Source organism: Paenibacillus sp. RU5M, from assembly GCF_900221055.1.
GTDB lineage: Bacteria > Bacillota > Bacilli > Paenibacillales > Paenibacillaceae > Paenibacillus > Paenibacillus marchantiae.
Genome location: NZ_OBQM01000004.1, coordinates 525,321 through 538,158, shown reverse-complemented (window position 1 = coordinate 538,158; position 12,838 = coordinate 525,321). Strand labels below are relative to the sequence as shown.

General features: G+C 46.5%; 9 protein-coding genes and 1 rRNA gene. 1 reads left to right on the top strand and 9 read right to left on the bottom strand.

All coding sequences use genetic code 11. The features are described from left to right. A 16S ribosomal RNA gene (locus tag CRO25_RS16095) occupies window positions 1-192 on the bottom strand; the annotation flags it as partial. 747 nt (window positions 193-939) lie between these two features. Here CRO25_RS16095 and CRO25_RS16090 point away from each other — a divergent pair. Beyond that, the gene (locus CRO25_RS16090; RefSeq protein WP_079695684.1) at window positions 940-2,292 is read left to right on the top strand and encodes a molybdopterin-dependent oxidoreductase; all 1,353 of its coding nucleotides are present in this window, start codon (window positions 940-942) and stop codon (window positions 2,290-2,292) included. A 151-nt stretch (window positions 2,293-2,443) separates the two neighbouring features. Here CRO25_RS16090 and ligA read toward each other — a convergent pair whose 3' ends face one another. From ligA to galU, 8 genes are all read right to left on the bottom strand, one after another. Next, entirely contained in the window at window positions 2,444-4,462 is a 2,019-nt protein-coding gene (gene ligA, locus CRO25_RS16085; RefSeq protein WP_079695683.1) for an NAD-dependent DNA ligase LigA, read from the bottom strand. A gap of 81 nt (window positions 4,463-4,543) precedes the next feature. Then, a complete protein-coding gene (pcrA, locus tag CRO25_RS16080) occupies window positions 4,544-6,907 on the bottom strand; it encodes a DNA helicase PcrA (RefSeq protein ID WP_079695682.1) in 2,364 nt (787 codons plus the stop codon). 296 nt (window positions 6,908-7,203) lie between these two features. After that, the gene (locus tag CRO25_RS16075; protein ID WP_372828777.1) at window positions 7,204-7,890 is read right to left on the bottom strand and encodes a heptaprenylglyceryl phosphate synthase; all 687 of its coding nucleotides are present in this window, start codon (window positions 7,888-7,890) and stop codon (window positions 7,204-7,206) included. Between the two features lie 288 nt (window positions 7,891-8,178). Then, window positions 8,179-9,054 carry a phosphatidylinositol-specific phospholipase C/glycerophosphodiester phosphodiesterase family protein gene (locus CRO25_RS16070; RefSeq protein WP_063568268.1) on the bottom strand — a complete coding sequence of 292 codons (876 nt, stop codon included), beginning with the start codon at window positions 9,052-9,054 and terminating at the stop codon, window positions 8,179-8,181. Between the two features lie 190 nt (window positions 9,055-9,244). After that, entirely contained in the window at window positions 9,245-10,126 is an 882-nt protein-coding gene (gene rfbD, locus CRO25_RS16065; RefSeq protein ID WP_079695680.1) for a dTDP-4-dehydrorhamnose reductase, read from the bottom strand. Continuing rightward, on the bottom strand, window positions 10,123-11,148 hold the full coding sequence (gene rfbB / locus CRO25_RS16060) for a dTDP-glucose 4,6-dehydratase (RefSeq protein ID WP_079695679.1): 1,026 nt from the start codon (window positions 11,146-11,148) through the stop codon (window positions 10,123-10,125). Before rfbB ends, rfbD begins: the two co-directional genes overlap by 4 nt. Before the next feature lie 55 nt (window positions 11,149-11,203). Beyond that, window positions 11,204-11,752, bottom strand: coding sequence for a dTDP-4-dehydrorhamnose 3,5-epimerase (gene rfbC / locus CRO25_RS16055; protein WP_064641968.1), 549 nt, complete (start codon window positions 11,750-11,752; stop codon window positions 11,204-11,206). Between the two features lie 183 nt (window positions 11,753-11,935). Beyond that, the gene (galU, locus tag CRO25_RS16050) at window positions 11,936-12,814 is read right to left on the bottom strand and encodes a UTP--glucose-1-phosphate uridylyltransferase GalU (RefSeq protein WP_064641967.1); all 879 of its coding nucleotides are present in this window, start codon (window positions 12,812-12,814) and stop codon (window positions 11,936-11,938) included. Between the last annotated feature and the right edge of the window lie 24 nt (window positions 12,815-12,838).

Here is a 12,838-nt window from a genome sequence, read left to right as displayed (position 1 = left end):
AGAAAACAACTATTCGGTATTAGCTACCGTTTCCGGTAGTTGTCCCAAACTTGAGGGCAGGTTGCCTACGTGTTACTCACCCGTCCGCCGCTAACCATCAGAGAAGCAAGCTTCTCTTCAAGTCCGCTCGACTTGCATGTATTAGGCATGCCGCCAGCGTTCGTCCTGAGCCAGGATCAAACTCTCCAATAAAGATGAATTTCAGCAGCGTGGTTAGACGCTATGAAAATCATCGGTGGTATTGAAAAGAGCGATAAGCTCATTTTGAAACTGACGATTCATTATGAATCAAAAGTTACTATCCATTTGTTCAGTTTTCAAGGAACTTGTTGTCCGTTTGTGTTAATGCTTGTCAACCGGACAGGAATCTTATCTTATCATGTTGACTAACTAACTGTCAACTCTTTTTTTTTCGTCAGCGTTCAAAGCGTTTCGACAATCATTCGCTTGAGGCGACAAGAAATAATATATCATGATCTAATTTATTTAGCAAGCACTTTTTAATAACCTTTATCTAAATACTTTATAATCTTCAACTCCCGCTATCTAACGAAACTCTCAACTACATCAATCGACAGATTATATGAATCCGGATGGATCAACTCTATTTACATACAGATACTTCGAGTTACTGAAAAATGAATTCTATTTACTAAAAACAGAAAGGGTACATCTACTTGTGAACCAATAGTATTAGATAACCAATTAGAGGATACTTTTATATTAGAATTGTTTCCCTTCACCTTTTGATACAAGTGATCCAAACGCTCTATAATAAGGTATATATAATATAGAATAAGGAATGAATAGGATACTCCCGTTCAAGTAATCACTGACACAGTACACAATAATACTAAATTCAGAACCGGTCTCTAATCACAATCGGCTTCATTTATATCGAGGATGCTCTGATGAATAACCTATATGGGGTGAAAGCATATGAAGCAATGGCTGAAGAACATTCGAAAGGGTTATGGTAAAAAGCTCGTTTCCATTCATGCCTGGAATGCCTGGATTGTTGTTATCCTCGCGGTATCAGGTCTTATGTTGGTCGGTGGTTTCTGGCGTGAGTTACTCGGGATTGGGCGCGTATGGTTAAAGTGGCTACATATTGTCGTCGGTCTAGCTATGCTAGCACCTGTGGTGTATTACTTACTTTTGGCCGGAAAGCACTGGAAACAACTTCGCAATAGGCCATGGCAGAGAGCAAATACAATCGTTGTTCTTGTACTGCTGGTAGGATGGCTGTTATCAGGTATAGTGTTATGGCAGTTCAAGCTCGCTGGGCCGAGATGGTCGAATGCCGCGCTTCTGGTTCATGATTTGCTGACTTGGGTGGGCCTGCCTTATATTATCTACCATTCCATCACGCGAACGAGATGGTTAAAAGATCCTGCACGCCGTGCAGTAAAAGCAACGACAGTTGTAGCAGAGGGTAGAAATATGGTGCATCCAACTGATGCTCCTGATGAATATACGACGCCAGCAGCGATAGTTTCTACCGAATCTATACGTACCATTAAGGAGAGTCCTCTCCATCAACCAGAGAAACCTCAACCCGTGTATACACGGCGGGCATTTATTCGGTCTGCTGTAGGCGTGGGCCTAGCTGTGACTTTGGGACCTACTTTTATATCATGGGTTGGACGAAACCTCAAACTAGACAACAGTATTGACAGCATGCTGGAGAACGATCCCAATCACATGGTGCCTTTGCCACAAGCGCTGCCAACTTCCTCCACTCCCGTCGGAGGCGGGGCTGAAGGTCATTTTCGCGTATACACGGTAACACCGATACCTTCCTTTTCCAATGCAAACTGGTCATTCCGGATTGATGGGCTTGTCGAACGCGCACAGGTATGGAACTGGGAGCAGTTCGTGAAGCTTGCACGTACCGTTCAGGTCAGTGACTTTCATTGCGTTACAGGCTGGTCTGTATATAAGAACACTTGGGAAGGCATATCTCTTAAGCAATTACTGACCCAAGCCGGAGTGAAACCCGAAGCGCACAGCGTCAAGTTCTACTCCGGGGACGGTGTATATACGGATGCTATTACGATGGATCAGGCACAGATGGATGATATTATGGTAGCTGTCATGCATGACGGCAAACCGATCCCGGCAGATTTGGGCGGTCCGGTACGATTGGTCATTCCCCAGATGTATGCCTATAAGTCTGTCAAGTGGCTGAATCGTATTGAACTGATTGACAGCGAACATATCGGCTACTGGGAAGAACGAGGTTATGACAAGGATGCATGGCTTACTGGTGCTTCTCAGGCGCGTTCCTGATTCGAGTTACTGCCGGTATGTAGTTGAGTTTAAATAAATGTACAAACAGAAGACCCCCGTTCCACTATTCGTGGTACAGGGGTCTTTAAGTTATCTATTACTTATTCCAGTTAAGCTGCGATTTATTCAAAGCCTACTTCACATTCAGAATCTATCCCTCTTGATTTAAAAGACGTACAAGTTCGTCCTCATCCTCAATGGTAGGAATACCGAGATCATGAGCTTTGGTCAGTTTAGAACCTGCCTTCTCTCCAGCAATAACAAGGTCTGTCTTTTTGGAGACACTGCCCGTTACCTTCGCTCCAAGCGCTTCGAGTCGTTGCGTTGCCTCTTCCCGCGTGAGTTGATGCAGCGTTCCGGTCAGCACGACCGTTTTGCCACTGAAGAAGGAATCTTCCACAATCGTTGCTGGTGCCTCAGGCGCCTGAGCTTTCACGCCCAAATTCAGCATCTTCTCGATAGCTGCCTGTGTAAACGGGTCTGCAAAGAAAGTCACAATGCTCTCAGCTACAATACCACCTACATCGGGTAGTTCAACGAGTTCCTCTGCCGTTGCATTCATAATGGCATGCAGGTCGCGGTAATGATCAGCCAGCATACGTGTAGTCGATTTACCTGTATTCGGAATACCCAGTGAATATAGGAACGAAGCGAGGTCACGATCCTTGCTCTGCTCCAGTGCAGCAATAAGGTTGTTCGCTTTCTTTTCACCAAACCGCTCCAGCTTCACCAAATCATCGAATTGCAATGTATACAGGTCAGCAGGCTCACGCACGTTCAATTCATCGTACAGCTGAATCGCCGTTTTCTCGCTGAATGTCTCAATGTCCATAGCATCACGGGAAGCAAAATGAGAAATCCGGGCCACCGTCTGCGGTTTGCACGCCAGCTTGTTGTTACAGAATAAATGCGCTCCACGCTGTTCCAGCGGGAATCCACATGCCGGACATTGCTCAGGGAACACGATTTCCTCGCCGTCACTCTCTTCAGTCACTTTACCCAGTATCTCAGGAATAACATCATTGGAACGACGGATAAAGACACGTGTACCCAAAGCAAACTTCAGATTTTTCCGCTCAATGTCACCTACGTTATTCAATGTACAGTTCTGTACCGTTACCCCAGCTAGCTCAACCGGTTCAACTCGAGCAAGTGGAGTTACTTTGCCAGTACGGCCCACATTCCAGACAACAGAGTTCAGAACGGTTGTGGTCTCTTCCGCCTCGAACTTGTACGCTACCGCCCAACGAGGGAATTTATCTGTGTAGCCTAGTGCCTCACGGGTGCGCATGTCTGTGATTTTGATAACAGCTCCATCGATCAGGTAGTCCAGTTGACCACGGCTCTCTTGTATCGCAGCCAACTGCTCCATCACATCATCAAACTCATGGAAATACGTAATGGATGGATTGACTTTAAATCGATTCTCACGGAGAAAATCCATCATCTCCTGATGGTTGGCAAACTGAATATCATCCGAATAACCTACATTATAGAAATAGGCGTTCAATCGCCGCTCAGCGGTAGTCTTCGGATTTAAGTTGCGCAGTGCTCCTGCTGCGGCATTCCGGGCATTTTTGAGCGGCTCTGCTGCTGTTTCATTATATCGATTCAATACAGACAGGTTCATGATGCCTTCACCCTGGACTTCAATCGTGCCACCTGTATACGGGATTTTGAGCGGAACAGATTTAATGGTTCTAACTTGAGCCAAAATACCCTCCCCTACAGTTCCGTTTCCACGCGTAGAGGCTTGAACCAACTCACCGTTTGTGTACGTTAGATTCAGTGTCAAACCGTCAAACTTCAGTTCGATCACATAGCCGGGTTCGGGCAACGGATTGTCTGGATTTTTGGTGTTGAAGTCATTGACCAGCTTGAGCACACGAGTATTCCAGTTTCGCAGCTGCTCTATATTCTGGGCTTTGTCCAAGCTCCACAATGAGGATAAATGGCGATGCGGTGTAAACCCTTTGAGCAGTTCACCACCCATACGCTGTGTCGGAGAATCAGGTAAAACCATGCCACTCTCCTGTTCCAGCGTAACCAGTTCGTCGTACAGAAGATCATACTCCTTATCACTGATCTGCGGCTGATCCATCGTGTAGTACTGATAATTATGCTGGTTCAGCTCGGTAACGAGTTGCTCCATCCGGTGCATCGGGTCCATACAGGGCCATCCCTCCGTTATTATAATTTGGATCTATGTAGAACGAACGTTAGAGCAATCTCTAAGTTCGTTCATGAATATCTATTCCACTTTGGTGATTGGGGCAAAGCCTGCAAGCAGACGTTTTAGGCCAACTGGAGCAGGGAATGCGATCTGAAGCTCTGTGTCATTACCCGTGCCTTTCACCCCAACAATGGTACCCGTCCCCCATTTGCCGTGTTGTACTTTATCTCCGGCTTTGAATCCGTCAGAACCAGCTCCGGCAGCGACCGGTTTAGATGCCGACGACGGGGCAGGCGTGCTGGATGTGCTGGACGACGTACTCATGGTAACCCGTGAGGAAGTAACTGACGAAGCGGAAGAACCGCTTTGGCTCTGACGATCAAACAGCTTGCTTGCTCCGCCACCAAAGTTGCTTCCTCCACTGGCACCAAGTCCACGGCCACCATATGATCCACCTGCGCTGCTACCACGACGGTAGCGGTCACGAGCGATGGAGGTATCTTCTTTTAGCTCATCAGGAATTTCATCCAGGAAACGTGAAGGCGGGTTCGCCGTTGTGCGTCCGAACAAGGTCCGCATTTGCGCGCAAGACAGGAAGAGTTGTTCTTCCGCACGCGTAATGCCCACATAAGCCAGTCTGCGTTCTTCCTCCAGCTCCTCGTTATCCATAAAGGCCCGGCTGTGTGGGAAAACTCCTTCCTCCATACCAACGATAAAGACGACAGGGAATTCCAGACCTTTGGCACTGTGCATCGTCATCAGGGTAACTGCGTCACTCTGATCCTCTTCATCATCGTTCATGCTGTCGATATCCGCAATCAGTGCGAGATCGGTGAGGAACGAAACAAGTGTTTTGTCTTCATTATTTTTCTCAAATTCCATGGTAACGGACAGGAACTCATCAATGTTCTCCAACCGTGCACGGGATTCGAGTGTGTTTTCATTTTGCATCTCAAGTCGGTACTGGCTCATCTCGAGAATCTTCTCGGTCAATTCGGTCACAGACAAGTATTCTACCATCTGATGCAGCGCGGCGATCATGTCATAGAACTCCACCAGCGCATTCCGCGTTCGACCGGCAAAACCGAGATCGTCCACGACCTGAAGCACACGGTATATTGAAATCCCTCGTTCTCCTGCTGCAGCTGCCAGCTTCGCTACCGTTGTATCACCAATGCTGCGTTTTGGTACATTAATAATCCGGGTAAGGCTGATGTCATCATCGGGGTTCGAAAGCAGGCGCAGATACGCCAGAATGTCCTTGATCTCTTTACGATCATAGAACTTGATGCCGCCAACGATCTGATACGGAATATCAGACTTGATCAGAATTTCCTCTATAACCCGGGACTGGGCGTTGGTACGGTACAAAATGGCATGGTTCTGATAGGATTTGCCGTTCTTCACATTTTTACTAATCTCAGAGGTTACAAAATACCCCTCATCATGTTCGGAATCCGCACGGTACACCTTGATCTTTGAGCCACCCTCTTTGTCCGTCCACAGTTTCTTCGGTTTGCGCCCAGTATTCAGGCCGATTACCTCATTCGCTGCATTCAGGATATTCGAAGTGGAACGATAGTTTTGCTCGAGCAAAATCGTATTGGCTTCAGGGTAGTCTTTCTCAAAATTCAGGATGTTGCTGATATCCGCTCCACGCCAGCGATAGATCGATTGGTCACTATCCCCTACGACGCAAATGCGGTGATGACTATCAGCAAGCATACGGCAAAGCATGTACTGCGCACGGTTGGTATCCTGGTACTCATCCACGTGAATGTACTGGAATTTCTTTTGGTAAAAGTCGAGAACTTCCGGTACCTCTTTGAAAAGTTGAATAGTCGCCATGATGAGATCATCAAAATCGAGCGAGTTGTTGGCTCTGAGCCGTTTTTGGTACATCTTATACACTTTCGCCACAATGCCTTCAAAATAGTCAGCAGCCTGTTTCTCATATTGCTCCGGACTGATCAATTCATTCTTCGCGGTGCTCATCATCGATTGAACGGCTTTTGGCTCAAATTTCTTGGTGTCGATGTTCTGGTCTTTCATACAACTACGAATGACAGATAATTGGTCAGATGAATCCAAAATGCTGAAATTGGAGGTGAAGCCGATGCGTTCAATGTCACGGCGCAGAATACGCACACACATGGAGTGAAACGTTGATACCCAGATGTCACGCCCCTGAGAGCTGCCAACCAGTTGGGATACCCGGTCTTGCATCTCGCGTGCCGCTTTGTTCGTAAACGTAATAGCCAAAATACCCCAAGGGGGTGCTTTTCGTGTTGCAATAAGATAGGCAATCCGGTGTGTTAGCACACGGGTCTTGCCACTGCCCGCTCCAGCCATAATCAACAGTGGTCCATCCGTCGCCTCGACGGCTTGCCGTTGAGGGGTGTTAAGCCGTGCTACGGCATCATGTATATTTACAGGTTGCATGCATGCATGCTCCTTTCATTGGTTGAAATATAAAGTCTAATTCAGAGGTTACACTAGGACTCCGATTGCAGAACCGTCCTTCGATCGCTGTTATCCCCAGATTTTTTTGATTCCCTTCTCCAAAGGGAAAATCCGGTGATAAAGGCGAACACTTCGTTTCTCCAGATCGGTTCCGCCTTCTCCGTTTTAGTGTAAAAGATAATTAATCCTTATAAAAGCTGTTCTATAATAGTAAGGTCAAAGTTCTATTTTAACAGATCAAGAGGGGAAATTGGGGGAATGGTAAACTAAACCGATTAAATGGATTGTTTCACAGCTTGGACAGTCTCCAACGCCTTGTGCAAATCACTGTACACAATGTTGCCAACCACTACGGTGTCTGCGACCTGAGCAGCTTGTCCAGCTTTCTCCGGACTATCAATCCCGCCGCCATAGATGAGATGTGCCTTGGTGAGTTGTCTGTGTGTCTCTCCAACCAACTCCATATCTCCAAACGTTCCGCTGTACTCCATGTATACGATAGGTAGGTTTAGCAGACGTTCCGCAGCCTGGGCGTAAGCAACTGCAGCATCAGTCGTCAATTCCGTATCCGCTCCAGTCATTCGGGCAACAGTGGAGTCGGCATTGAGGACAATATAGCCTTCTGCAATAAGCAGATCCCATGGGATCAGATAACCGTAACGTTCGATGGCTTGCTGGTGCTGTCCGATCATCCATTTGCTATCCGTTGCATTCAGCACCATCGGAATCAGATATCCGTCAAAACCAGGCACAACTGCCTCCAGATCGGATACTTCAAGCACACAGGGCAGCTCGTAGCGACGTACTCTGGACATCAGGTCCACCGTGTTGTCATAGGTAATTCCCGAAGACCCGCCAACAATAATGGCATCGGTACCCGACATGCAGATCAGGTCAAGTGCTTCATCCGTTATTTCCCGGTCCGGGTCTAGCTTAAATACATGTCTCCACTGCTTAATCATGTCTATCAACGAACATTCCTCCAGAGGTTCTTCTGCATCCTAAAAAGCTTGTAAACTAAGTCTAAGTCAGCAGGGAGTGAGTGTCAATGTTCGTATAAAAAGGGGAACAAAAAATCACAGACTTTTCCCTGGAATTGCAGGAGAAGCCTGTAATTTTAGATGGCAGGGATGTGATGCTACAGAATTTAAGCCAGCGCCTGGTGCCACTTCGAACATCAATATCTTGAGTAGAGTTGGATCCAAAGTCTCAAGTAGGGATACCGCAACCTCTGAATCATAATTTTATACTCAAGGTTTCCAGGCAAAACGTGTGTTCATCTCATCCAGTTCCTGCTCGGTTAATACATCCGAATACACGCCGTACACGCCCCATTTCTCATAGTTCGCTACCTGATCGGTGTCATTAATGGTATGAACGTAGGTGACGGCTCCTGCCTGCTTCAGCTTGGCAACGAAATTCTGGTTTACTTTATATTCCGGCATGGTTACGGCATCGATGTCATTCTTTTGTACAAAATCAACCACCTGGGCTTCAGTATCCTGCGTAGCATAAAGGGTATAAATAATAGAAGGAAAAGCGTAGATTTCTTTCACGGTTTCGAGCATTGGCTCGTTATAAATCTGAACTACAACCCGATTAAGGATTGAAGAGTCATGTTTCTTGGCTGCGTCCACGAGTGATTTCAGCACCTGCTGAATATCCTCGTCCTTCTGTTCTTTGGTATCGGTCACGATATACATATCCGGGTACTTGGCCAATACATCCATAATGCCGTCGGCATCCATCGGTTGGTACATGCCCAGAATGGGGGTATTCATAAATTCATCATGTGTCAATGCCCCAGCCTGTTTGTCTTCGGGTAACTCCTCGTCCTGTCCCAGCATTTTGCTCATGTTGGCGGTCCATTCATGTCTGGCTACTGCTTTGCGGTCCGAGGTCAGCATAAAGTCAATCTCAAACACACGTGTGCCCTTCTCATAATTGGCAATCATCGCCTCATAGGCGTTGGTGTAGGGCTGCTCACGGATACTGCCCATGGCATGAGCAATCAGTCGATAGGCCGTAAACCCATCGTGCTGCTCCTCACTCTGACTGTCATAGGCAAAAAAGAGTGTGCCCACGGTTACGATGAGTAGTGTAATGACGGCGGCAATTCGTTTCATATGGCGTTCACATCCTTATCAGGGTGGTAGGGAAGAAAAAGAGTACGAATAACATGATATGACGAAGCATGTGCGGTTTTTCCTTTTTGATAGCTAACTACCCTGATTGGAGAGGTGTAAAACAAAAAGCCGCCCGAAGGCTGCTGTTAAATCTAGTGATGCAGTATTTCGGATGGATAAGAAGCACCATCTATTCGGTTTGTTGCACACTCAATTCATTCAGAAATGCGATCAAAGCTTCGCGCCAAGCTCTCATGGGTGGCAGACCGTTTGTACGAATAGCGAGATGATCCATTACGGAATATTGAGGTCGAGGAGCAGGACGTGGGAATTGCCCGGTGGTACAAGGCTCGAGAACAGCACTCTGTTTGAATCCGGATTGCTTGGATGCTTCTTCTGCAATGGCCTGTGCAAATTCATACCAGGTGCATGTTCCAGAATTAGAGGCATGGTAGATACCATATTTCTCAGTTAATGAAAGGTTACTCACGAGTCTGGCTAAATCCACAGTATATGTGGGCGATCCTTGTTGATCATGAACCACCTGAAGTCGGGGACGCTTTTCTAGAAGTTCCAACATGGTTTTGACAAAATTACTGCCGTGTACTCCAAACACCCATGATGTTCGTATAATAAACCATCGCGTGCAGAGACTCTCGACCAGTCTCTCTCCGGCAAGCTTTGCCTTGCCATACACGGTCTGCGGATTCGTCAAATCAAATTCCTGATAAGGCCTCGTTGCCGTGCCATCAAATACGTAATCGGTACTAATATAAATCAGTTTGGCTTTCACTTTCTCTGCAGCAACGGCTATATTTCTAGTGCCTGTTACATTGACTGTGTACGCCATATCCTCATCTGTCTCGGCCTTATCAACGGCTGTATAGGCAGCACAATGAACGATGATGTGAGGCTGAAAAGCGTTAATGGTTTCTCTACATTGCTGTTGGTCGGTAATGTCCAATTGATCCCTGTCACAGGCCATGACATCATGACCACCTGCTTGAAATGTCTTTACAACATCGTATCCGAGCTGTCCGGCAGCCCCTGTCACCATCACTCTATACTTCATTCTGTAGGATCACCCATTCGATCGCCATATTGAAGTTTTACATAATCTTGATACGTACCTGATTGAATTCGTGTCCACCATTCCTGATGATTCAGATACCACTGGATGGTTTCCTTAATCCCTGTCTCAAAATTGTGCACGGGCTTCCAGCCAAGTTCAGTATGCAATTTGGTCGGGTCAATCCCATAACGTCGGTCGTGCCCCAATCGATCCTGTACATATTGAATCAAACTTGCAGGTTTGCCTAGTTGTTCTAGAATCTTTTCAACAATATATATATTAGTACGTTCGTTATTTCCTCCGATGTTATATACCTCTCCAATCTTGCCATTATGAATGACCAGATCGATAGCACTACAGTGATCTTCTACATAGAGCCAATCACGAATATTAAGCCCATCGCCGTAGATAGGAATAGCCTCATCATTTAATGCACGAGATATAATAAGCGGTATAAGTTTCTCTGGAAATTGGAAAGGTCCATAATTGTTCGAACAACGTGTAATGTTTACAGGCAAACCAAAGGTTTCATGATACGCTCTTACAAGCAAATCCCCACCCGCTTTACTGGCAGAGTAAGGACTGTTCGGCATCAAAGGCGTCTCTTCTGTAAACAAACCTGTTGGACCAAGTGAACCATATACTTCATCCGTAGACACCTGAACATATTTGGTAACCTGATATTTCTTCGCGGCATCCAGCAACACCTGAGTTCCGAGTACATTGGTGCGCACAAAAATATCGGGGGACAGAATGCTGCGATCCACATGAGACTCAGCCGCAAAATTGACGATTACATCGATCCCTTGGGAAATAATTTGTTCCATTTGCTGAACGTCAGTGATATCCGCTCGGATAAACGTATATTGAGAATTCGATTCTACGGATTGCAAATTCTCAAGGTTGCCCGCATACGTTAAGGAATCCACGTTAACAATTTCATAATCAGGATGCTCACGAAGCATATACATCACAAAGTTGCTGCCAATAAATCCAGCCCCTCCAGTAACGAGCAGTTTCATGTTATCTCTCTCCTTCTGCCCCCAGATACTGTTCGATCCGAGAAGCTTGTTTTAGTTAGCCAAAATTCAGTTCCGCCCCTTGAAGTAAAGGGTGCTTCTGGTCTTTCTCGGAGAGAATGGGATCCGACACAGGCCAATCAATCCCGAGCGCTGGATCGTTCCACAAAATACCCCGGTCATGTTCAGGCGAATAGTATGCATCCACCTTGTATGTCACCTGTGTATGTGGCACCAGTGTACAGAATCCATGAGCGAAACCTTGGGGGACAAGCAACTGCCGCTGATTATACTCACTAAGAATGACACTTTTCCACTGTCCAAAGGTTGGTGAAGTCGTACGAATATCTACAATAACATCATAGATGGCTCCGGATATTACTCTGACCAACTTGGTCTGTGCTCTGGGCTGAAGCTGGTAATGAAGTCCGCGAAGAACTCCAGCTTCGGCGGACAGGGATTGATTGTCCTGAACAAACACATGATGAATACCATTTTCATACAGAACACGCTCATTATAACTTTCCATGAAATATCCCCGATGATCGCCATAAACCTTAGGTTCCAATATAGCTGCGCCATCCATAAACAGCGGAATCACCTTCATGTTATCCCTCCGTTATTGCTATTAACAGCATTTCTTCATATTAATCTATGTATATGTAAAGCATCGGGCAAGTGATCGTTCATTGGCCTGGTTAAATCATGATATTTCAATACGTTGTACCATAAAATAATTAAAACCCAGCCGGTGTTTTACTTTCGGCTGGGCTTGATCATAGCGATTTCTCTATTTGTTCTGTACTATATGCTCCAAATACTTCAACAAATCCTCCCGCAAATCCGGGCGCTGAAGGGCATAATGAATCGTGGTTTCAATAAAACCAAGCTTCTCCCCAACATCATGACGCAGGCCGTCAAAGTGATAGGCTAGAATCTGCCGCTGGTCATTCAGACGGGACAAGGCATCCGTTAACTGGATTTCTCCACCCACGCCAACAGACTGCTGACCAAGAATATCGAAGATATCCGGCGTCAGAATATAACGTCCCATAATCGCCAAATTGGAAGGTGATTCTTCCGTCTTCGGTTTCTCGATCAAACGACGCGCACGGTACACACGATCTTCGGTGCGAGATACCAATTCCCCGTCCACAATCCCGTAACGTGACACTTCGCTCCAATCAACAGGCTGCACACCTACGATCGGAGATTGCAATTCATCATAAACTTCGATCATCTGCTGAAGACAAGGATGATTGGATTCCACGATGTCATCCCCCAGTAGCACGGCAAATGGTTCGTTTCCGATAAACTTGCGGGCACACCAGATGGCGTGTCCCAGACCCTTCGGTTCCTTTTGACGGATATAATGGATGTCTGCCATCTCGGAGGGTTTGCGAACTTCATTCAGCAGATCCCATTTCTGTTTACCAGCAAGATTCTGCTCCAGCTCGAATGAATAGTCAAAATGATCCTCGATGGCCCGTTTACCTTTACCTGTTACGATAATGATATCCTCAATGCCTGAAGCCACGGCTTCTTCAATAATGTACTGGATCGTTGGTTTGTCAACGATTGGCAACATCTCCTTGGGCATCGCCTTCGTGGCAGGCAGAAACCGGGTACCGAGCCCGGCCGCTGGAATGATTGCTTTGCGAATACGCACGCTAGATCCGCCCCTTCTGGTGGA

Coding starts and splice junctions, on each gene's coding strand:
- ligA (WP_079695683.1), bottom strand. CDS start 4,462: ATGGACCCGATGCACCGGATGGAGCAACTCGTTACCGAGCTGAACCAG.
- pcrA (WP_079695682.1), bottom strand. CDS start 6,907: ATGCAACCTGTAAATATACATGATGCCGTAGCACGGCTTAACACCCCT.
- CRO25_RS16070 (WP_063568268.1), bottom strand. CDS start 9,054: ATGAAACGAATTGCCGCCGTCATTACACTACTCATCGTAACCGTGGGC.
- CRO25_RS16090 (WP_079695684.1), top strand. CDS start 940: ATGAAGCAATGGCTGAAGAACATTCGAAAGGGTTATGGTAAAAAGCTC.
- rfbC (WP_064641968.1), bottom strand. CDS start 11,752: ATGAAGGTGATTCCGCTGTTTATGGATGGCGCAGCTATATTGGAACCT.
- rfbB (WP_079695679.1), bottom strand. CDS start 11,148: ATGAAACTGCTCGTTACTGGAGGGGCTGGATTTATTGGCAGCAACTTT.
- rfbD (WP_079695680.1), bottom strand. CDS start 10,126: ATGAAGTATAGAGTGATGGTGACAGGGGCTGCCGGACAGCTCGGATAC.
- CRO25_RS16075 (WP_372828777.1), bottom strand. CDS start 7,890: ATGATTAAGCAGTGGAGACATGTATTTAAGCTAGACCCGGACCGGGAA.